Genomic DNA, 19,959 nt, shown 5'->3' with positions numbered 1-19,959 from the left:
AAGAAGATAAATTTTTTCAAGAAAGTGTTTTTAAATTGTCATTTTTGACACCTAATCAAACAGCGCTTTCATTACTGTGTTTATTCCCTTAAACATGAGGTAAATGGCTGCGGCCATAGCAATCAATGCGAAAATAAGAACCGGAAGAAACCAGGGGTTATCTGTGTTTTTAAAGGAACTAAAAAGTACTACAGGCCCCACAAAGCTTAGAGGTAGTGCACCGGCGAGAAATTTAAGCCCTTTTAGCAACAGGCTTTTATTGGTATGTTTCATATTTCTCAAAGATAATTATTCCTTTACAAAATTTCTTTTAATTACTCTGCTCCTTTCAAAAGGCTTATTTTCATATATTTAGATCGATGCAAGCTTTTGTTGCTGCCGGGTGTACAAATATTTTTTGGTAATATTAATCCAGAATTAACATATATCAAAACATTTTATGTTTAAATTTGGGTTAAAATATTTAAACAATGGATCAGTTCTCCATAAGTCAGCTTTCCCAGTTTTCAGGAATAAAACCTCATACGATTCGTATTTGGGAGAAGCGCTATAATGCGCTTAACCCTCACCGATCTGAAGGGAATACGCGCTACTATGACGGTGCGCAGTTGCGAAGGCTCCTTAATATAGTAGCTTTATTACCTACAGGAAATAAAATCTCCAAACTCTGTGCTCTAAGCGATGAAGAACTTTTCCGGATGAGAATGGAGTATGAAAAAGAGGCCGGGGTAGAGAATGATTATCAGTATTTCATCAACCAGCTTATTGCTGCCGGGATGAGCTATGATGAGGCCAACTTCGAAAAGGTATTTTCTCACTGCCTTTTAAAGTTTGGCCTTGAGAAAATGTATATAGAAATTATTTGCCCCTTGTTAGATCGGGTTGGCCTTATGTGGTCTGTAGATGATATTCCTCCTTCCCAGGAGCATTTTATTTCTAATCTCTTACGACAAAAAATGTTTACCGCAATAGATTCTATGCCGGCAACTACTGAAGGAGGAGAACCCTGGTTGCTGTTTTTACCAGAAGATGAATTTCATGAACTTGGGCTTCTGTTTTCTAACTTTTTATTGAGGAGCAGAGGTAGAAATGTGATTTACCTGGGGGCAAATGTGCCTTTGGCTTCAGTAGAGAAATGCATTAATGATCTTCATATTGAGAACCTGCTGTTTTTTATGGTTAGGTGTAATTTACCTGAATATATTGAAGAATACCTGGAAGAGCTCCAGCAGGTGGCCGGGCAAAGAAAGATTTTTGTGGCAGGCAGGGGAACAGATTCCGAAGAAATTTCGACCCGTGATAACCTGGTGAAAATTGCAAAAGTTGAAGACCTGCAACGTGAACTAAAACATATTAAAGTAGCCTAAAAGATGTCAAAAATAGCAATTATAGGAGCAGGTTTTTCTGGGTTGAGTGCAGCTTCTTATCTTGGGGCAGCAGGTCACGAGGTGCACTTATTCGAAAAGAACAGCAGTGCAGGCGGAAGAGCCAGGCAGTTAAAAACTTCAGGTGGTTATACTTTTGACATGGGACCAAGCTGGTACTGGATGCCCGATGTGTTTGAAAAATTCTTCGGCGACTTTGGGTACAAAGTGCAGGATCTCTATAAACTTGACCTTTTGGACCCTTCTTTTGAGGTGGTATTTCCGCAGAATGAAAAATTGAGCATACTAGAAAATTACGATCAGTTACGGGAGCTTTTCGAGAGTATTGAAGTAGGAAGTGCCGCCAAACTCGATAAATTCATGGAAGAGGCCCAGTATAAATATGAGCAGGGCATGGAGAGACTGGTGTATATGCCGGGTATTTCCCTTACCGAGTTTGTAGACCTTGATCTTATAAAAGGGGCTATGCGATTGCAGGTGTTTTCCTCTTTTAGTAAACACGTGCGCAAATATTTCAAAGATCCAAAGCTGATCGCTCTTATGGAATTTCCTGTGTTATTCCTGGGAGCTATGCCTCAGGATACGCCGGCCCTTTACAGCCTTATGAATTATGCGGGGCTCAAGCTGGGTACCTGGTACCCGCAGGGTGGGTTTGGAAGTGTGATCAAAGCAATGGTCAAAGTTGCTAAAGCCCAGGGAGTGCAAATTTATCTTGATGCACCCGTAGAGCAGATCATCGCAACTGATAAAAGCGTGAAAAGCCTAAAAGTACACGGCGAAGAAATTGAGTTTGATGCAGTTGTGGCAGCTGCCGATTATCACCATGTTGAGGAGAAATTACTTCAGAAGGAACATCAGAATTACAGCGAAAAGTACTGGGAAAATAAAACCTTTGCGCCGTCCTGTCTTATTTATTATTTGGGAATTTCAGAAAGAATTCCTGAGCTGGAGCATCATACCCTCTTTTTTGATGAAGATCTTTTTGACCATTCTGTAGAAATCTACAAAAAACCTAACTGGCCAAAAAAACCTTTATTTTATGTGTGCTGCCCCTCAAGAACCGATGACACTGTAGCTCCCGAAGGCCACGAAAACCTTTTCCTGCTTATGCCTTTGGCGCCTGGATTAAAGGATGAAGAACCAACCAGGGAAAAGTTCTTTCAAATCATGATCAAGAGATTAGAAAAACAAATAGGGCGAAAAATTTCCGGAAAGATAGATTATAAGGAGAGTTATTGTGTCTCCGATTTTATTGAAGATTACAACTCCTACAAAGGGAATGCCTACGGGCTGGCAAATACCCTGCAACAAACTGCCATTTTAAAGCCGAAAATAAGGAACAAAAAACTCCGGAACCTATTTTATACAGGGCAACTTACCGTTCCCGGGCCGGGAGTGCCTCCATCGCTCATCTCGGGCAAGATCGCGGCAGAACAAGTTATTAAGGAATTAAAAAAGAAGAAGTATGAAGTCACTGTTTGATGATTTGTCGGTACAGGTAAGCCGGCTCACTACACGCTCCTATAGTACCAGTTTTTCGCTGGGAATCTATTTTTTGCATGACCGGCTGCGTGATCCAATTTATTCTATCTACGGATTTGTAAGGGTTGCCGATGAGATTGTTGACAGTTTTGAAGGATATGACCAGGAATACCTGCTTAGAAAATTTCGTGAAGATACTTATGAAGCTCTCGAGTTAAAGATCTCTGCAAATCCTATCCTGAATTCTTTTCAGGAAGTGGTACATCAGTACGACATAGATACTCAGCTTATCGATACATTTTTGCAGAGCATGGAAATGGACCTTCAAAAAGTGGATTATACCGATGAAAAATATCAGCAGTACATTTTAGGTTCTGCCGAAGTGGTAGGCCTTATGTGCCTGCACGTTTTTACCGGCGGAGATAAAAAAATGTTTGCAGAGCTTAAACCCTATGCTATGAAGCTGGGTGCTGCCTTTCAAAAAGTAAATTTTCTTAGAGACCTGAAAGATGACTACCATGTTTTGGGAAGAACTTATTTTCCCGGGGTTGATATGGAAAACTTTTCTGGGGAGGCTAAAAAGCAAATCGAACAGGAGATCGAAGAAGATTTTAGCATTGCCCTGCAGGGAATAAAGATGCTTCCTGCTTCATCAAAAGGTGGCGTTTACCTGGCATATGTGTATTATCAGTCTTTATTTAAGAAGATCAAGAGATTACCGGCAAAGCGTGTACTTTCAGGCAGGATTAGAATAAATAATGGCAGAAAAGTGGGCTTGATGATCAATAGTTTATTGGAATGCAAAATGAGAATGGTTTGAAAAATATTATCATGATTTTTCTGCTGATGACTGGTGGAATGTTCGCTCAGGATATGAATCTTTCAGAAGCAAGAATGTTGTATGACCGTGCTGTAGAAAATGAGGAGGCAGCTGAGAGTCTTTTGAAAATTTCAGAAGCAAATACTTTTACAAATCCTGTGATGATGGGGTATAAAGCAGCGGGACATATGATGATGGCCAAGCATGTAGGCAATCCGTTTAAAAAGATGTCGCACTTTAATAAAGGGAAAGACATTCTGGGCACCGCAATTGCAGCCGATAAAAATAATCTTGAACTGCGCTTCCTGAGGTTTGCCGTACAGGCCGAAGCTCCGGGTTTTTTGGGGTATAGAGATAACCTGGATGAAGACAAGCGCTTGTTGCTCAATGGGGTGGGAAATATTAAAGATCCTGTACTTCAAAACATGATCCTGAAGTACCTCAAAACTTCAAAAGGTCTTACAACTTCAGAAAAAGAAAAATTGGATTAGCCGGTTGAAATTCAGTAAATTGGAACTACTAAAAAAAAATATGATGGAAACAATTGCAATAAATTTTCTTATAGTCCTTGCCTCTTTTCTTGCTATGGAAGGTGTTGCGTGGTTTACCCATAAATACATCATGCACGGGCTGCTATGGACTTTACACAAAGACCACCACAAAAAAGAGTCAAAGGGTTTCTTTGAACACAACGATTTCTTTTTCCTCATTTTTGCGGTTCCCGGCATTGTGTGCCTTTACCTGGGTATGGAAGCCGGTTATAATTTCCTTTTCTGGATAGGACTGGGAATTACACTTTACGGGATGGCGTACTTTTTTGTTCATGACATCTTTATCCATCAGCGATTTAAAGTGTTGCGCAAGGCAGACAATCCCTATTTTAAAGCCATTCGTCGGGCCCATAAAATGCATCATAAACACATAGGTAAAGAGGATGGGGAATGCTTCGGAATGCTGTGGGTGCCAATGAAATATTTTAGGGAACAAAGAAAAACTGCCTGATGCAATACACTTACCTGCTGGTTAACTTTTTTACGATAATTGTTCCGTTCCTGTTTTCCTTTCATCCTAAACTGAAGTTTCATAAGACCTGGGGGGCCTTCTTTCCGGCGGTTTTTCTTACGGGACTAGCCTTCGTGCTATGGGACATGTTATTTACCCAAATGGGCGTTTGGGGCTTTAATGAACGTTACCTTACAGGTATTAAAGTAGGAAACCTTCCTGTAGAAGAGGTACTTTTCTTTTTCTGCATCCCTTATGCCTGCGTCTTTACATTTCACTGCCTGGATCTCTTCCTCGACAAATTGGGAGGCCCAAAAATGCAAAAAATCATCACGCTTTGCCTGGTGGCATTTTTATTCATTTTTGGAATTATTTACTTCCAAAGAGTATACACGGCAACTACCTTTATCAGTTTCGCTTTGCTGCTTTTATACGCGCAGTTTATTTTGAAAATTTCATGGTTAACAAGGTTCTATATGATCTATGGAGTGCTGTTAATCCCCTTTTTTCTCGTCAATGGGGTGCTTACCGGAAGCTGGATTGAAGAACCGGTTGTGTGGTACAATGCTGAAGAATTTATGAATTTTCGCGTTGGGACCATTCCTATAGAAGATGCTTTTTATGGTGCCGAATTGATCCTGATGAACCTTCTTATCTACAGATATCTTTTAAATCGCAAAAAAGCCGTTGCAGCCTCCAATTTAAAAACCACATTATTATGAAAAAGACCATCCAGATAGCAAATATTATTGCATTTCTCCTCATGGTAGCCTTAAACTACCTGTCTAACACCGGGGCTATCAACGGTGAAACCATGGGATCTGTTTCTGCCGAATATGAGAATCTTTTCACACCGGCAGGATATGCTTTTTCCATCTGGGGCTTGATCTATTTAGGGCTGGCAGGCTTTGTAACCTATCAAATCGTCTCTTCGCGCGGCAGGAAAATAGCAGCCACAATCGGCTGGTGGTTTGTGATCACCTGCCTCCTTAACATGAGCTGGATATTTGCGTGGCTAAACCATCTCACGGCACTTTCGGTACTGGTAATGTCGCTACTGCTTATTTCTCTTTTAATCATTGTTTTCAAAACCAGGATGGAGCTAGACGACAAGCCGGTATCTGAGATCGCTTTTGTTTGGTGGCCTTTTTCGCTCTATTCAGGATGGATCACCGTAGCATTAATAGCAAATACTGCTGCATATCTTACCGACATTGGCTGGAATGGCTTCGGAATTTCTGAAGTATTATGGACCTTGATTATGATTGCTGTTGCTACAATTATAAATCTCTTAATTACCTGGATACGCAATATGAGAGAATTTGCGCTGGTTGGTGTTTGGGGGCTGGTCGCTGTGGGAATTGCAAATAAAGGGGATGAAAATCTTATTTTTTATACAGCTATTGCTGCCGCCGTCGTACTTTTTATCAGCAGTAACATCCACGGATATAAGAATAGAAAATACTCACCATGGCAAAAAATGAAGGAGAAGAAGGCATAGCGATTTGCTGGCTGCGACGAGATTTGCGGCTCTTTGACAATACTGCACTCTACCACGCTCTCAACAGTGGCCGCCCTGTGCAGGTTATCTTTATTTTTGATCCTGCCATTCTCAATACGCTTTCAAACAAAAAAGACCGGCGGGTTAATTTTATTTATCGCCAGCTGGAGAAGATAAATGCTAAATTATCTCATTTCGGGGCTTCCTTGCTTGTACTTCATGACCTGCCAAAAAAGGCATTTGAAAAGCTCATTTTTAAGTACCCTGTTCAGGAAGTATTCATCAACCATGACTACGAGCCTTACGCCCGCACAAGAGATAAAGAAGTTTCTGAATTTTTATTAGCTCACGGGGTTGAATTCCATAGCTATAAAGATCAGGTAATATTTGAGAAGGATGATGTCCTTAAACCCGATGGCACTCCTTATACCGTTTTTACGCCCTATTCAAAAAAATGGAAAGAACAGCTGTACCAAAAAGCTGTTCCAGATTTTGCTTCGGAAGATTTTTTGTCTAACCTGCTAAAAAGGCCAAATAAACCAATCGTTTCTTTAGCTGAAATTGGATTTGAGACTATAGATCCTGAAGTTGCCGAAGCAGATCTTTCTAAAGAATTAATAAAGTACTACCACAAGAATCGGGACCTGCCTTACATTGATGGTACCAGCAAGGCCGGAGCTCATTTAAGGTTTGGGACTATAAGTGTTCGTCACCTTGTCAAACAGGCGCTACAGCAAAATGAACCCTGGCTTAACGAACTCATCTGGCGGGAATTCTTCATGATGATCCTTTATCATTTTCCTCATGTAGAGCATCATAACTTCCGAAGAAAGTACGACCGCATTCAGTGGCGAAACAATGAAACGGAATTTGAATTATGGTGCAGGGGAGAAACAGGCTATCCTCTTGTAGATGCCGGCATGCGTCAATTAAATGAAACCGGGTGGATGCATAATCGGGTCCGTATGGTGGTTGCAGGTTTCCTATGTAAGCACTTGTTGATAGACTGGCGCTGGGGGGAGGCTTATTTTGCTGAAAAACTTCTGGATTACGAACTGGCTTCTAATAATGGGAACTGGCAGTGGGCTGCTGGTACCGGTTGTGATGCTGCTCCTTATTTCCGAATATTTAACCCCGAATCACAACTCAAGAAATTTGATCCTAAACTCGAATACGTGAAAACCTGGATCAAAGATTTTAGAGCCGGTTACCTGGAACCGATTGTTGACCACAAATTTGCCAGGGCAAGAGCGCTGGAAACCTATAAGAAGGCTCTTAATTAGATAAGACAGTGGAGTGGTGTTCCAAATGTTTATTTCACGTCCCGTTGGGACGAGCTGTAGGTGAAAAAAGCCGCATGAAAACTATCCCGTACCTAAAGGCACGCTTTGTTTTTTTCCTTAATTCTACCGATATGCTGTCCCTAACGGGACAAAAAATTGGTAATAATTTGGTCTCATGGAGCACAATGTGGATAGCGGAAAAACATTTTAATGAATTTGACGTCCCGTAGGGACGAACTGTGGGTAAAGAAACGACATGGAAACTCTTTGTGCCGTAGGTACAGGATATGATTGGCGATCGGATTACATATGATGAAGACATTCTTTTTCTATGAAAACCAAAAATCTCAATTCTTACCTCTTCCTTCTTACCTCCCGAAAAACCTATAAGATTCCCCTTTTCTTGATCTCCAGATATTTATTGATAGTGTTCATGGTTAGATCTTCTGGTCTTGTGAGAATGGTTTGGATTCCGTGTTTTTGAAGCTCCTTTGCCATCAATCGTTTGTCGTAGCTAAACTGTTCAGCAATGGTTTGATTGAAAATATCCGGCACTTTTTTAGCAGGGGAAGAGATGAAATTTTCCAGTTCGGTATTTTCGAAAAAGATGACCACAAGCAGGTGCTTTTTTGATAGAGCCAACAGGTAGGGCATTTGCCGGTGCAAGGCGCTTAGATGTTCAAAATTTGTGTATAGCAGGAGTAGACTTCTCTGTGCAAGTCTTCGGTTTAAATGGGTGTACAAAAGTCCAAAGTCTGAATCCCGGTACTGTGTGTTAACATTGTAGAGGGATTCCAACAGCAGGTTCAAATGGGCTTTTTTGGAACTTGCAGGGAGTATCTTTTCCATTTTGCTGGAAAATGTGATCAAACCGGCTTTGTCTTTCTTGTTTAGAGCAATATTTGAAAATGCGAGGGCGCTGTTAATTGCATAATCGAGTAACTTAAGATGATTAAAAGGCATTTTCATGGTACGGCCTGTATCTATCACAGAATACACAGGCTGCGACCGTTCATCCTGGTACTGGTTCACCATAAGCCCTCCCTGTTTTGCAGTGGCTTTCCAGTTTATGCTGCGCACATCGTCTCCCGCCACATAGTCCTTGATCTGCTCAAACTCCATGGTATGCCCAATCTTCCTTATTTTCTTCAATCCGGGTTGTGAGATCTTGCGATCTATAGCCAGGAAATCATATTTTTTCATCTGAATGAAAGAAGGGTAGACTTTCACCATTTGTTCTTTTCCAAACTTCTTCCGGCGTTTGACCAGTTTCAGCGGAGTGGAGGCAAAGACATTTAAACTTCCGAAGAAATATTCTCCCCGCTCCACCGGTCGCAGGGAATAGTTGAAAGAGGTTGATATCCCTGAAGGTAATTTGGTGAGGTATGAAAAATCCCTTTTTTGGAACTGTACGGGGATTTCGTCAATAACTTCTACCTGGGTTTTAAAACTGTACAGATTCCGAAGCAAAACTTCCACTGAATTTTCATCGCTGTTGGAAAATTTATCGGGAAGGATCCTTTCAGCAGTGATCCCGGGGCTTTTGTACAAGACAACAATATCGGCCAGGACAATGAGTAGGAATAGGACAGTCAGGATCCATAAAACCGGATAAAGCCACGGGATCCAATAGGAAAACAGGAAACCTGCCGCCAGGGTGAAAACGATCACAAAGAACCGTTGATGGAGATATAGTGACTTGAAAAAATGCACCAATTATCTCGGGATTTCTACAGAATGAGTGATCATATCAATAACACCGGCCGTGGTGCTGCCTTCCATTTCACGTTCGGGAGACAAAATGATGCGATGGCCAAGCACCGGCTCCAGTACCTTCTTAATATCTTCGGGGATGACGAAATCCCTTCCATCTACAGCCGCTACTGCCTTAGACGCATTCATAACTGCAATGGAAGCCCGTGGTGAAGCCCCAAGGTAAAGGTGCGGGTGATTCCGAGTCTTACTAATAATTTCAGCAATGTAACCAAGTAACTTCTTTTCTATCCTTATCCCCTGGATTTGCGTGCGCAGCACCTGTAGTTTTTCAGGATCGAGAACGGCTTCAATTTTTTCCTGGGGTAAAACTCCCTGCCGCTCGTGATGTGACTGCAAAATCTCAATCTCTTCCTCCATTGAAGGATAATTTACATTGATCTTAAAAAGGAACCTGTCCAGTTGCGCTTCGGGAAGGGCATAAGTTCCTTCCTGTTCAATGGGGTTTTGAGTGGCAATCACCATGAATGGCGGTGGCATGCTGTGCTGTTTGCCGTCTATGGTGATCTGTCGCTCTTCCATGACCTCAAAAAGTGCCGCCTGGGTCTTTGCCGGAGCGCGATTAATTTCATCAATGAGAACAATGTTTGAAAACACCGGACCCGGTTTAAATTCAAAGTCCGAAGTCCTGGAATTAAGTACCGAAGTTCCCAGCACGTCACTCGGCATAAGATCGGGCGTGAACTGTATTCTGCTGAATCCGGTTTTAAGGGTTTTGGCAAACAATTTGGCAGTGATGGTTTTCGCTACACCGGGGACACCTTCTATGAGTACATGACCATCGGCAAGCAGGGCCACGATAAGAAGTTCAATAAACCTTTCCTGCCCAATGATGATTCCCGATAACTGCTTTTTCAAGCTTTCTACGGCCGACTTTAATTCCTCAAGCGGAATACGGTTTTCAAAAGTGATCTCGTCGTTCTTTATTTCTTCGTTTTCCATTTACTTCTTTTTAAAAGCCGAAATGGCCTTGTTTAACTCCAGCAATTCTTCTTTGGATACCGAGTTTTTTTTCTCAAGTCTCTCCATAAATTCCCATAATCTTTCTACTTCTTTGGTGTTATTTTCGCTCATTGCCGCTACGCGATCGTAGAAACCCTGGTTTACTTCGTTAGTAGCAACGCGATATTGAGAGCGCACGTATTCCAAAAATAGGGCAATCTTTTTTGATGCTATACTTTTATAGTCCGCGCGGTCAAGGTACAATCCGGCGATGGTCCGGGTAAAGTCGAGCGTTTGATTTTGCAGCGGTTTAATGACAGGTATACTTCGCTGTTTGCGCTTCCCTTCAAAAATGATGAACAGCAGGCTGCCTATAATCACAAAATAGTAGGCCCAGCGCAGTGGTTTACTGTTCAGGATCACAAACAGGGGAGAGGTGTAAAAAGATTTGCCGGTCTTGTAGTAGTGGTCCCAAAATACAGGTTGTTGTGTGGGAAGATAAGCCAAAACTTTTTCAGCGTAGGCCGCATTATTATCCTGTAGCAGGAAGTAATTGCTGAAGGCTTTTGGTGTGGAATGTAAATAAACCATTCCTTTCCCTAAAGTATCCCTCAAAAAGTTGATTTTTGGAGCAGTTATTTTAGCTGAATCTTGCTGAAGCTGCGTTACTCCCAGCACATCTTTAGGTAAGGAATCGGGTATGATAAAAACATCCTGATAAGTTTCTTTATCAAAGAGAAAAGGCCGATTATTCTCAAGAGCCGGATCTTTAAGATTCAAAAAAGGTTTTGAAGAAATGCCCTTTTTGGGTACCAGGGTTTCCATATTCAGGTTTAAAGTGTCAAGAAGATTCTGGCTAAAATTTTCGGCGATGAAAAATGCGGTATTTCCTCTGGCAACCCAGGTAAGTATTCTTTTTAATTCTGGTTCATCAAATCCAAGGCTGTTGTTCAGGAAAAAGTAGGTTCCGGTGATGGTGGAGTCGTTCAGAAATTCATAGGGAGGAATATTGACTTCCTGCAGGTCAAGATCCTGCTGTTTGAGGTTTTCAAAAAGCACTTTTGTGCCCAGCGGAATCTTATCTAAGGCAGCATAACTGGGGCTCCAGTTAATTTCCTGCGGTTCATTCGCTTCCAGCCAGGTGAGAAACACCAGCAGCAAAACGAGCAGGGCGAGAGAGATCTTATAGGCTTTGCTCATGCTGTGGTTGTATTATTTCTTCGGTTGTAACAAATTCCTTTTTTATCTTTTGATAATCTGTAGCCGTGGTGGCAAAATCTCCATACCACACAAAATCGTAGATCCGGTTCAATCTTCTAAATCTATTCTGAAGTTGTGTATCCTGGATTTCCAGTACATATTCTTCATCGGTTTTTGCCGCATCGTAGCTCACTAATTCCTTTCTGGATAACTGCTGAAGGATGTAAAGGAAATGATAGCGTATGGCAAGCCGGTAATTTTCGGCTGCTACGGCTTTATCTATTAATTTCCTGATGTCTCGGGTCTTAATGATCTTTTCTTCTTCACTAAAATGAACCTCTCCGCCAGATGGGGTTCCAAAAATGTTATTTCCGGGAGCTAATTTTGTAAAGAGGTAGAGCACAAGAGCCAGCAGTAAACCAAGCAAAAGATAAGGCAGGATCTTCAGGAAAAAAGCGAGCAGGAATGGAGCTTCATAATCTCCAAAGATCCAATCCAGGAACCGTTGCCATTGCAGGCTTAAATAACGCTTGAATTTTGTCCACCAGTTATCTTCGGCCGTTACTTCAGAATAATCATAATCTGGGTCTTGTTGGAATTTCTCAATGGTTTCTTCGGAAAAATCTAAAGGCACCAGCTCTTCTTCCGCAGTTTGAATCGGCATTACAAGCTCACCGGCAAATACCGAAAGACTAAATCCGAAGAAAAAAATGAGGAAGAATTTTGCCATTTTTAAGACCCCAGGTTTGAGATACGTTCGTAAGTACCTGTGGCGTTCTTCTTCTCATCAAGATGGTAATAAATAAAAGCTGAAGCTACCACCCCAATAACCGCAAGCAGGTATTGAAAGACTGAAGAAAGAACATTAAAGAACACATACACCCAGTCCACAAGATCGGCAGGATTTGCAATACTGCCCTCCTCCGACATGGTCATGGCTTTGATGAACATATAGACCATAAGCGGGAACTGAAAAATAAGGCTTATGATGTAAATGAGCAGGGTGATCACAAAAAGTGTGGCAAATGTATTCCACCAGTTGTCTTTAATAAGGCTGAAGGAATAACTAATGGAATCTATTACTGAGGTGCGGGCAAAAATGAGCATTGCCGGCGCAAGGGATAATGGAACCCAAACATAAATTGCCGGGAGCACACATAAAAAGAAGGCGAAAAAGGTGATGATCGCTACCAGTATAATAAGACCCAGCATCTTCGCGAAGTCATTCTTTACACCTCTAACAACTTCAGAATAGTCTACGACTCCCGAATTTTCAATATAACTTTTTATGAAATGAAGTACGGTATTATAAAGTAGTATGTAAAATGCCACCATTGAGGAGAAAAGAACAAATATTGCAATGATGAACATTTCAATATTCACCTCTGAACTATCATTCAAAAATGGATTAGAGAACAGGTCCATTCCCAGGTAAGAATAATAACCTATCGCCAGGATGAGAATGACAAAAACAGGTCCTGTGATCTTGAATATGGCTTTGAAAAGTGGCTTGAAATTCTGGCGTATAAATTTGAAGGTATCAGTAATAATATCTCCCAGCTCGCGCTGTTTACGGAATTGAATTGGTTGGTTCATCAGGTAGTTTTCGGTGTAATATGATTGGATAAAAAACGTAGTAAAACAGGATAAGGGCAAGGGAGCCGGAAATAATTAATATCGCCAGCCAGTCGGGCATTTCTGTATGTCGGGTCACAAAGCCTTCAAGAAATCCGGCGAGGATAAAGAAGGGAACGGTGCTAATCACGATCTTGAGTCCGGCTTTTATTCCGTTAATAAACGAAGTAAGGCGGGAGTAGGTGCCGGGAAAAAGAATTCCTTTCCCTACAACCAGACCAGCGCAGGCAGCAACTATGATCACAGAGATCTCTATGGTCCCGTGGATCCAGATGGTTCTTACCGATTCCCATAGCAGGCCTTTTTCATAGAAAAAATACTGGAAGGAGCCCAGCATAATGGCATTTTGCATGATGATGAACAGGGTTCCCAAGCCTGCGAAAATCCCGAAGACAAAAGCCATCAAAGCCACTCTCACATTGTTGATGGTGATCCCCAGGAACATTTCCATTTCCCCCATTTTTTTGTATACGGCCATGGGGTCGTCATTAGCGATATTATCAAGAGTCATGTTGACGTATGCGTCTCCCAAAATAGAACGTACAAATGCACCGTCACTTGCTGCAGAGAAACTTCCTGCTGCGACAAAAAGTACAAACACCAGGAAAGCCAGTAGTAACTGCTTTTGGTATTGGTAGAACTCACGGGGGAATTCTTCAGTAAAGAAAGTTACAAACCGGTTTTTAGGTTCTTTCTTATTCCTGTAGATCTTTTGATGAGCCCTTGAAGCCAGGCCGTTGACATAGTGCAGCGTATTGCTGCCGGGATAAAAAGTCTGTGCGTAACTTAGATGATCTGTCACCTCAAGGTAGAGCGAGGAGAGTTCGCCGGGAGGCAAAAGAGCATTATTTTGCAGGGCCCTTTCAAATCTTTGCCATTTATCCTTATTTTGCTTCACAAAAGCGGCCTCGCGCATTCTTTGCTATTTTGTCTCAAAGAAACATATTAAATGGATAATTTTCAAATTGAAACAGCTCAAAATATAAGTATTACGCAAAATGTTGCGGGGGTAGGAGAGCGTATTCTCGCATATCTTATTGATGGCCTTATGATGCTGGCTTACGTCATTATAGTAACCATGCTTATGGGAGGGCTGGATGGCAATCAGGGGCAGGAATGGCTCTTTATGAGTGTGGTGCTGCTACCCCTGCTGCTGTATTTTTTGCTATGGGAGAGTTTGTGGAATGGGCAATCCCCGGGTAAGGCAGCTTTACAGTTAAGAGTAGTGAAACTTGACGGTTCAAAACCTGCGTTTTCCAATTATATGGTGCGCTGGTTATTGAGAATTGTAGATATTACCATCACCAGTGGGAGCGTGGCAGTGGTTACTATCCTGTTAAACGGAAAAGGGCAGCGCCTTGGAGATCTTGCCGCTGGTACCACTGTTATTTCTGAAAGGGTACGCACCGGGCTGGATAATACCCTGCTGGTAAATGTTCCTGATGATTACCGGCCGGTTTACCCGCAGGTCACTATGCTTTCCGATCGTGATGTGCAGGAGATCAAAGAGATTTACAGATCATCCCTTGCCAGCTCCAATTACAGGGTTATTGCTAAACTTTCTAACAGGGTTTCAGATTTACTTGGGGTTACTCCCGAAGATAAACCGGTACAGTTCCTTAAGACTGTGCTTAAAGATTACAGTTATTACACGAGGCAGTAATTAATCAAGGATTTCCATTTCAATGTGGATGTTGCGCAGGGGCCACTCACTATCGTCTGTAGGGACTTTGTTGATCTCGTCAACCACGTCCATACCCGAGATCACACGTCCAAATACCGTATGATCATTGTTGAGGTGTGGGGAGCCATCATGATCCTGAACTATGTAAAATTCGTAAGGGGAAGATGCTTTACTTACATTTTGCTCGGCATATTTTGCAGCTGCAAGAGCGCCTCGCACATGCCTATGCCCGGCATCGAATTCGCTCGGAATTAAGAAGTCTCCAATCCGGTGGCGCTTAATATTGGTATCGGGGTTATCTGAATTTCCTCCCTGAATAACAAATCCTTCGTCAACACGATGGAAAAAAGTGCCGTCATAATAATCCTGGTTTACCATATAAAGAAAGTTTGCGCGATGAAGAGGAGTATCCCGGAACAATTCGACATCAATATTTCCAAAGCGGGTTTTGATCCGCACCCTATTCTCATCGTGTTTTTTCCCGTACTCCATCAGGAAAGGGATCAATTCTTCCTGCACGAGTAGTGGCCCTTTCCTTTTTTCTTTCTTTTCTACTTCAGCTTCTACAACTTCATCTACCTTGGTGTTATCTACACGGGCAGAATCGGGTTGTACGGGTTCCTCTAACATGGTTTCCACCTCATTTTTTGTAGAAGATTGTTTATCTTCACAACTTGCAAAAACGGCAGTGGCCAAAATTAATATCAGCAAAAAATTAGATCTCATGAATTTTCAGGATTTTCTTAATCTAAGTCCGAATTTAAGGAAAATTAATCTTCCGGGCGATGACGCGCACTTCAAATTGGCGCCAATGCTGCGGATGAAAGAACTGGAAAATCTGAATATTGATAAGCAAAACCCGAAGCAGGCGGCGGTATTATCGGTGTTTTATCCGGGGCCACAGGGAGAAACAAAATTTGTTTTGATCCTTAGAAAAACCTATAAGGGAGTACATTCCAACCAGGTAGGATTTCCGGGAGGCAGGGTGGAAATTGAGGATCGTAACCTTGCGCACACAGCCCTTCGTGAAACAGAAGAAGAAGTAGGAATTCCACAACACGAGGTTGAAATAGTAAGGGAGATGACCAGGCTTTATATCCCGCCAAGTAATTTTTGGGTACATCCATTTATGGGAGTTATGAAGAAGACTCCGGTGCTCATACCACAGGAGGATGAAGTAGAAGCTGTACTGGAGATTAAGCTTGAGGAATTTATGAGTGAATCCTGTTTAATTAAAGAGACCCTCTCTACTTCATACGCCACAAATATTGAGGTGCCTGCATTTCTTCTTAACGGGCATGTAGTGTGGGGTGCTACCGCAATGATGTTGAGTGAGATGAAAGAGATCCTCAGGCAGCTGCTGTAAGTTTTAATTAAGTATCTTTGTTGTTTCGTAAAAATCTCAGGGAATAAATGGGGATGTTGAAAAAGAATCCTTTTGGGCACTATCTTTACTTGAAAAAATGGCTCATCCGCATCTTCGGAGTGCTCTCACACAGGCGATACAGAGGTTTCAATGAACTCAGGATCGAAGGATCTGAAATAATCAAAAACCTGCCCGATAATAATGTACTCTTTGTTTCAAATCACCAAACTTATTTTGCCGATGTCACTGCAATGTTTCACGTATTTAATGCTGCATTAAGCGGGAGGGTAGATTCTATCAAGAACGTGGGTTATATATGGCAACCAAAGCTCAATATTTATTACGTTGCGGCCAAGGAAACCATGAATTCAGGCCTCCTCACCCGAATAATGGCTTACGCCGGGGCAGTTTCGGTAGAAAGGACCTGGCGCGAAAAAGGGAAAGAAGTACAGCGGGAAGTAAATCCCAACGATCATAAAAATATCGGAACAGCTTTAGAAGATGGATGGGTGATCACCTTTCCGCAGGGAACCACAAAGCCTTTTAAACCCATTAGAAAAGGTACAGCCCATATCATAAAACAATATAAACCGGTTGTTATTCCTATTGTTATTGATGGTTTCAGGCGTTCTTTTGACAAAAAAGGATTAAGGGTTCGTAAAAAAGGCATTTTACAGAGTTTTCAGATCAAGGAACCACTGGTGATTGATTATGATAACGAAACCATTGAGGAAATTGTAGAAAAACTGGAATATGCTATTGAACAACATCCGTCTTTCCTGAAGGTAATTCCGCAGGAAGAACTGGAAGCGATGGAGGCCCTGAACAAAACCCGACAGTGGGAGTATTAAAAGAGTGTTCAGTATTCAGTGCTCAGTGTTCAGATTTGAATGGCGCGGATTTGCAATCCGCGACGCGTTTTTCTAAGAATTGATTCAGTATTCAGTGGTCAGTTAGCAGTTTTTGAATGGCGCGGATTTGCAATCCGCGACGAGCTTTTTTAAAAGAGTGCTCAGTGTTCAGATTTAAAATGATCCTGATGGCGCGGATTTGTAATCCGCGACGAGTAACTTCCGAAGTAGTTCTACGTAAGAAACCACCATATTTACATTTCCAGCCTTTTCAACTCTTTGTAATTTCTCTTGAGCCTGCCCAAAAGTATTCCGTAGATCAACCTGTAAAACAGCCATAGAGCGAGGAGGAATACACCGAGTATAATGCAACCGGCTACGGCAAATTTAATCCAGTCTACAACATCAAAAGTATATTTGGAAGAATCGGTCACCTCCTGTACCAGCTGGTGGTTTTGGATGGTATAGTAGGTAATAATTACAGAATATAATCCGGTTGAAATAAGGATGTATGCGATATAGGTCTTTACAGTTTTTCGGGTTCTAAGAATATTCTTCATGAGCGTTGCAGCATCGTCTGTAGAAGAAATTCTCCTGTAATTGCGGTAGAAGCAATAGATAAAATAGAAGGTGATGAGGTAGCTAATCACATACATTCCAATCTGGATCTTTTTAAGGTGTAGTTGCTCCATTTGCTCCCAGTAATCGGCATCGGCCATAAAAATGGTGAACAAAGAAGAAAGAAGCAGCTCTACAATACTAATTACAAAGATCCATTTAACGATGGAAGAGGATTTCTTCCAGATCATTTTGTAGATCTCATTATAAGAAAGCTTTGGAAGATTCTCTTCCTGCTTTTTCCAGTTTTGTTTTAAAAATTCTAGTTCATCCATGTGGTAGGTACTACGGATTTAAAATATTTCTTAGGGTCTTTTTGATCCTGTTCATCTTCACGCGTGCATTGACTTCAGATATCCCCAGCATTTCAGAAATCTCCCGGTAAGACTGGTCTTCCAGGTATAAAAAGACCAAAGCCTTGTCGATATCATTTAGTTCTTTTACCGCTTTATACATTAATTGTAGTTGTTTTTCAACCTCATCATCATAAACATCTGCCTTTATTTTAAAACTTACCTCGTCATAATTCTGGGTGCGCAGTTGTTTTTTCGATTTTCTATAGAGGGTGATAGCCGTGTTAAGAGCTACCCTGTACATCCAGGTGCTAAATTTTGAATCACCTCTAAATTTTGGGTAGGCGTTCCAAAGTTGAATGGTAATTTCCTGAAAAAGATCATTGTGAGATTCCTGGTCATTGGTATACATGCGGCAAATCTTGTGCACTATGTTCTGGTGCTTTTCAAGATGACTTACAAATTCATGTTCCAGTTCTTTCTTCACAAGATTGTTTAGGTTCTTAATTAGTAGTGAAAGTAGCGATCTTGTTACAATTCCCTTAAAATTTATTAATCTTCTTTTTATTCTGCGGAAAGCTCTAACTTTGAAAGAAAGGCTTATATAAGATGAATATTCCCATTTCTGAATACCCTCGTGTGGTCATTGTAGGTGGTGGTTTTGCAGGAATTTCAATTGCAAAGCACCTTTTAAAGGAGAAATTGCAGGTGGTTTTGCTGGACCGTCACAACTATCACACCTTTCAGCCTTTGTTGTACCAGGTTTCCACCTCGGGCCTCGAACCCGATTCTATAGCTTATCCTTTACGTAAGATCACCCGCCACAGTACAGATGGTTATTTCAGGCTCACCGAAGTTCAGCGTATTGTTCCTGAAGAAAATAAAATTGTAACCTCCATTGGCGAGCTGGCTTACGATTATCTTGTACTGGCCACAGGTTCGCGCACTAATTTCTTCGGAAATGAGAGCATTCAGAAAAATGCCATGTGGATGAAGACCATTCCGCAGGCACTTAATATTCGCAGTTTAATCCTTGAAAATCTTGAGCAGGCAGTAATCACATCAGATCCCGTAAAACGGAAGGCTTTGCTCAACTTTGTGATTGCCGGTGCCGGCCCCACCGGAGTGGAGCTTTGCGGCGCTATTGCCGAAGTGCGCAATCACATAGTGCCCAGAGATTTCCGGGATCTCGATCCTTCCGAAATGAAAATCCATCTTATTGAGGGGCTAGACAGGGTTTTGCCGCCAATGAGTCCCGAAGCTTCCAAAAAAGCCGAAAAATTCCTTAAAGATCTCGGGGTAGAAATCCACCTCAATGTGATGGTACAGGAGTACGATGGTCAAAAAGTGACTACAAATAAAGAAGACCTCACGTTTAACACTTCCACTTTTATATGGGCAGCAGGCGTTTCGGGCGCACCGGTAGAAGGTTTGAACGCATCGGCACTGGTTGATAGGGCCGATCGTTATGAGGTAGACGTCTTTAACCAGGTGAAAGGTTATGAGAACATATTTGCGATTGGAGACATTGCTTTGATGAGCAATGAAGATTATCCAAAAGGGCATCCTATGGTAGCCCAGCCCGCAATACAGCAGGGAAAACACCTGGCCAGGAACCTTAAGCGCATCCTAAAAGGGGAAAAAATGGAACCCTTTGTTTACAACGACAAAGGTACCATGGCCACGGTTGGAAGGAACAAAGCCGTGGTTGACCTGGGCAAACTCAAGTTTGGCGGCTTCTTTGCATGGTTCATCTGGATGTTTATCCATCTGTATTTTCTTGTAGGTTTTAGAAACCGACTCATTACTTTCTTCAACTGGGTCTATAATTACGTGAACTTTGATAAAGCAGCAAGATTGATCATAAGACCTTTCAAAAGCAACAGGGAAAACCTGGAAGTAGACCAGAAAAAGGTGTGATACTTTGTTTTATACTCTGGAAAGTCTTCTTCTTCGGAAATTCTTCTGCGGAAATTCTTCTGCTGAAATGTTCAAAAGCTTAAACAAATGCTTTCTGAAGTTTTGAGGAAATTACAGTGAAAATTTTCTTTCTACTGAATTAATTTGATATCCTGAAAGATGGCAAAAATGGCAGAAAACTTTTCAAAAATGGCATTTTTGAAG

General features: G+C 41.7%; 22 protein-coding genes. 12 read left to right on the top strand and 10 right to left on the bottom strand.

The window, feature by feature from the left end:
• Window positions 1–51 precede the first annotated feature (51 nt).
• Window positions 52–273 (bottom strand): DUF6095 family protein, encoded by a 222-nt coding sequence (locus VS868_RS02685; RefSeq protein ID WP_266070667.1) that lies wholly within the window; start codon window positions 271–273, stop codon window positions 52–54.
• 197 nt (window positions 274–470) lie between these two features.
• Between VS868_RS02685 and VS868_RS02680 the strand changes: the two genes are divergently transcribed.
• From VS868_RS02680 to VS868_RS02645, 8 genes are read left to right on the top strand one after another with little or no spacing between them, the layout of a single operon-like run.
• Window positions 471–1,367: a MerR family transcriptional regulator gene (locus VS868_RS02680; protein WP_345599105.1), complete on the top strand. Its 897-nt coding sequence runs from the start codon at window positions 471–473 to the stop codon at window positions 1,365–1,367.
• A gap of 3 nt (window positions 1,368–1,370) precedes the next feature.
• Window positions 1,371–2,867 carry a phytoene desaturase family protein gene (gene crtI / locus VS868_RS02675; protein WP_345599104.1) on the top strand — a complete coding sequence of 499 codons (1,497 nt, stop codon included), beginning with the start codon at window positions 1,371–1,373 and terminating at the stop codon, window positions 2,865–2,867.
• Window positions 2,851–3,687: a phytoene/squalene synthase family protein gene (locus VS868_RS02670; protein WP_345599103.1), complete on the top strand. Its 837-nt coding sequence runs from the start codon at window positions 2,851–2,853 to the stop codon at window positions 3,685–3,687. The genes crtI and VS868_RS02670 overlap by 17 nt, the downstream gene beginning before the upstream one ends.
• Before the next feature lie 11 nt (window positions 3,688–3,698).
• Window positions 3,699–4,178: a hypothetical protein gene (locus tag VS868_RS02665; protein ID WP_345599102.1), complete on the top strand. Its 480-nt coding sequence runs from the start codon at window positions 3,699–3,701 to the stop codon at window positions 4,176–4,178.
• A gap of 43 nt (window positions 4,179–4,221) precedes the next feature.
• Complete coding sequence (locus VS868_RS02660) at window positions 4,222–4,689, top strand: sterol desaturase family protein (protein WP_266070715.1); 468 nt, start codon at window positions 4,222–4,224, stop codon at window positions 4,687–4,689.
• Window positions 4,689–5,411 (top strand): lycopene cyclase domain-containing protein, encoded by a 723-nt coding sequence (locus tag VS868_RS02655; protein ID WP_345599101.1) that lies wholly within the window; start codon window positions 4,689–4,691, stop codon window positions 5,409–5,411. The genes VS868_RS02660 and VS868_RS02655 overlap by 1 nt, the downstream gene beginning before the upstream one ends.
• The gene (locus tag VS868_RS02650) at window positions 5,408–6,190 is read left to right on the top strand and encodes a tryptophan-rich sensory protein (protein WP_266070673.1); all 783 of its coding nucleotides are present in this window, start codon (window positions 5,408–5,410) and stop codon (window positions 6,188–6,190) included. Before VS868_RS02655 ends, VS868_RS02650 begins: the two co-directional genes overlap by 4 nt.
• Entirely contained in the window at window positions 6,160–7,473 is a 1,314-nt protein-coding gene (locus tag VS868_RS02645) for a deoxyribodipyrimidine photo-lyase (RefSeq protein WP_345599100.1), read from the top strand. The genes VS868_RS02650 and VS868_RS02645 overlap by 31 nt, the downstream gene beginning before the upstream one ends.
• 384 nt (window positions 7,474–7,857) lie before the next feature.
• On the opposite strand, the gene VS868_RS02640 is transcribed toward VS868_RS02645, so the two are convergent.
• From VS868_RS02640 to VS868_RS02615, 6 genes are read right to left on the bottom strand one after another with little or no spacing between them, the layout of a single operon-like run.
• Entirely contained in the window at window positions 7,858–9,186 is a 1,329-nt protein-coding gene (locus VS868_RS02640; RefSeq protein WP_345599813.1) for a DUF58 domain-containing protein, read from the bottom strand.
• A 3-nt stretch (window positions 9,187–9,189) separates the two neighbouring features.
• Complete coding sequence (locus tag VS868_RS02635) at window positions 9,190–10,188, bottom strand: MoxR family ATPase (protein ID WP_345599099.1); 999 nt, start codon at window positions 10,186–10,188, stop codon at window positions 9,190–9,192.
• Window positions 10,189–11,388: a DUF4350 domain-containing protein gene (locus VS868_RS02630; RefSeq protein ID WP_345599098.1), complete on the bottom strand. Its 1,200-nt coding sequence runs from the start codon at window positions 11,386–11,388 to the stop codon at window positions 10,189–10,191.
• Window positions 11,372–12,118, bottom strand: a complete 747-nt coding sequence (locus VS868_RS02625; RefSeq protein WP_345599096.1) for a DUF4129 domain-containing protein — start codon at window positions 12,116–12,118, stop codon at window positions 11,372–11,374. The genes VS868_RS02630 and VS868_RS02625 overlap by 17 nt, the downstream gene beginning before the upstream one ends.
• A 2-nt stretch (window positions 12,119–12,120) precedes the next feature.
• Entirely contained in the window at window positions 12,121–12,984 is an 864-nt protein-coding gene (locus VS868_RS02620) for a hypothetical protein (protein ID WP_266070680.1), read from the bottom strand.
• The gene (locus VS868_RS02615) at window positions 12,959–13,939 is read right to left on the bottom strand and encodes a stage II sporulation protein M (protein WP_345599095.1); all 981 of its coding nucleotides are present in this window, start codon (window positions 13,937–13,939) and stop codon (window positions 12,959–12,961) included. Before VS868_RS02615 ends, VS868_RS02620 begins: the two co-directional genes overlap by 26 nt.
• A gap of 33 nt (window positions 13,940–13,972) precedes the next feature.
• Between VS868_RS02615 and VS868_RS02610 the strand changes: the two genes are divergently transcribed.
• Window positions 13,973–14,686: an RDD family protein gene (locus tag VS868_RS02610; protein ID WP_266070682.1), complete on the top strand. Its 714-nt coding sequence runs from the start codon at window positions 13,973–13,975 to the stop codon at window positions 14,684–14,686.
• On the opposite strand, the gene VS868_RS02605 is transcribed toward VS868_RS02610, so the two are convergent.
• Window positions 14,687–15,433 (bottom strand): peptidylprolyl isomerase, encoded by a 747-nt coding sequence (locus VS868_RS02605; protein ID WP_266070683.1) that lies wholly within the window; start codon window positions 15,431–15,433, stop codon window positions 14,687–14,689.
• On the opposite strand from VS868_RS02605, the gene VS868_RS02600 reads away from it, so the two are divergent.
• Window positions 15,432–16,073, top strand: a complete 642-nt coding sequence (locus VS868_RS02600) for a CoA pyrophosphatase (protein ID WP_345599094.1) — start codon at window positions 15,432–15,434, stop codon at window positions 16,071–16,073. The genes VS868_RS02605 and VS868_RS02600 overlap by 2 nt on opposite strands.
• Window positions 16,074–16,120: 47 nt before the next feature.
• Window positions 16,121–16,924 (top strand): lysophospholipid acyltransferase family protein, encoded by an 804-nt coding sequence (locus VS868_RS02595; RefSeq protein WP_266070685.1) that lies wholly within the window; start codon window positions 16,121–16,123, stop codon window positions 16,922–16,924.
• Window positions 16,925–17,178: 254 nt separating this feature from the next.
• On the opposite strand, the gene VS868_RS02590 is transcribed toward VS868_RS02595, so the two are convergent.
• Window positions 17,179–17,817: a hypothetical protein gene (locus VS868_RS02590; RefSeq protein ID WP_266070686.1), complete on the bottom strand. Its 639-nt coding sequence runs from the start codon at window positions 17,815–17,817 to the stop codon at window positions 17,179–17,181.
• Window positions 17,818–17,827: 10 nt separating this feature from the next.
• Window positions 17,828–18,322 (bottom strand): sigma-70 family RNA polymerase sigma factor, encoded by a 495-nt coding sequence (locus VS868_RS02585; protein WP_266070688.1) that lies wholly within the window; start codon window positions 18,320–18,322, stop codon window positions 17,828–17,830.
• Between the two features lie 122 nt (window positions 18,323–18,444).
• Between VS868_RS02585 and VS868_RS02580 the strand changes: the two genes are divergently transcribed.
• A complete protein-coding gene (locus tag VS868_RS02580) occupies window positions 18,445–19,755 on the top strand; it encodes an NAD(P)/FAD-dependent oxidoreductase (RefSeq protein WP_345599093.1) in 1,311 nt (436 codons plus the stop codon).
• The last annotated feature ends 204 nt before the right edge of the window (window positions 19,756–19,959 follow it).

The sequence above is a fragment of the Salinimicrobium sp. 3283s genome (assembly GCF_039602225.1).
GTDB classification, from domain to species: domain Bacteria; phylum Bacteroidota; class Bacteroidia; order Flavobacteriales; family Flavobacteriaceae; genus Salinimicrobium; species Salinimicrobium profundisediminis.
Note: the sequence above shows the minus strand (reverse complement) of the source record. Positions and strands in the feature narration are given on the sequence as shown.

Excerpts from the sequence above, each read along its gene's own strand:
- VS868_RS02600 (WP_345599094.1), top strand. The coding sequence starts at position 15,432 with ATGAATTTTCAGGATTTTCTTAATCTAAGTCCGAATTTAAGGAAAATT.
- VS868_RS02645 (WP_345599100.1), top strand. The coding sequence starts at position 6,160 with ATGGCAAAAAATGAAGGAGAAGAAGGCATAGCGATTTGCTGGCTGCGA.
- VS868_RS02685 (WP_266070667.1), bottom strand. The coding sequence starts at position 273 with ATGAAACATACCAATAAAAGCCTGTTGCTAAAAGGGCTTAAATTTCTC.
- VS868_RS02635 (WP_345599099.1), bottom strand. The coding sequence starts at position 10,188 with ATGGAAAACGAAGAAATAAAGAACGACGAGATCACTTTTGAAAACCGT.
- crtI (WP_345599104.1), top strand. The coding sequence starts at position 1,371 with ATGTCAAAAATAGCAATTATAGGAGCAGGTTTTTCTGGGTTGAGTGCA.
- VS868_RS02625 (WP_345599096.1), bottom strand. The coding sequence starts at position 12,118 with ATGGCAAAATTCTTCCTCATTTTTTTCTTCGGATTTAGTCTTTCGGTA.
- VS868_RS02605 (WP_266070683.1), bottom strand. The coding sequence starts at position 15,433 with ATGAGATCTAATTTTTTGCTGATATTAATTTTGGCCACTGCCGTTTTT.
- VS868_RS02665 (WP_345599102.1), top strand. The coding sequence starts at position 3,699 with ATGATTTTTCTGCTGATGACTGGTGGAATGTTCGCTCAGGATATGAAT.
- VS868_RS02580 (WP_345599093.1), top strand. The coding sequence starts at position 18,445 with ATGAATATTCCCATTTCTGAATACCCTCGTGTGGTCATTGTAGGTGGT.
- VS868_RS02590 (WP_266070686.1), bottom strand. The coding sequence starts at position 17,817 with ATGGATGAACTAGAATTTTTAAAACAAAACTGGAAAAAGCAGGAAGAG.
- VS868_RS02610 (WP_266070682.1), top strand. The coding sequence starts at position 13,973 with ATGGATAATTTTCAAATTGAAACAGCTCAAAATATAAGTATTACGCAA.
- VS868_RS02615 (WP_345599095.1), bottom strand. The coding sequence starts at position 13,939 with ATGCGCGAGGCCGCTTTTGTGAAGCAAAATAAGGATAAATGGCAAAGA.
- VS868_RS02660 (WP_266070715.1), top strand. The coding sequence starts at position 4,222 with ATGGAAACAATTGCAATAAATTTTCTTATAGTCCTTGCCTCTTTTCTT.
- VS868_RS02595 (WP_266070685.1), top strand. The coding sequence starts at position 16,121 with ATGGGGATGTTGAAAAAGAATCCTTTTGGGCACTATCTTTACTTGAAA.
- VS868_RS02620 (WP_266070680.1), bottom strand. The coding sequence starts at position 12,984 with ATGAACCAACCAATTCAATTCCGTAAACAGCGCGAGCTGGGAGATATT.
- VS868_RS02655 (WP_345599101.1), top strand. The coding sequence starts at position 4,689 with ATGCAATACACTTACCTGCTGGTTAACTTTTTTACGATAATTGTTCCG.
- VS868_RS02630 (WP_345599098.1), bottom strand. The coding sequence starts at position 11,388 with ATGAGCAAAGCCTATAAGATCTCTCTCGCCCTGCTCGTTTTGCTGCTG.
- VS868_RS02670 (WP_345599103.1), top strand. The coding sequence starts at position 2,851 with ATGAAGTCACTGTTTGATGATTTGTCGGTACAGGTAAGCCGGCTCACT.
- VS868_RS02680 (WP_345599105.1), top strand. The coding sequence starts at position 471 with ATGGATCAGTTCTCCATAAGTCAGCTTTCCCAGTTTTCAGGAATAAAA.
- VS868_RS02650 (WP_266070673.1), top strand. The coding sequence starts at position 5,408 with ATGAAAAAGACCATCCAGATAGCAAATATTATTGCATTTCTCCTCATG.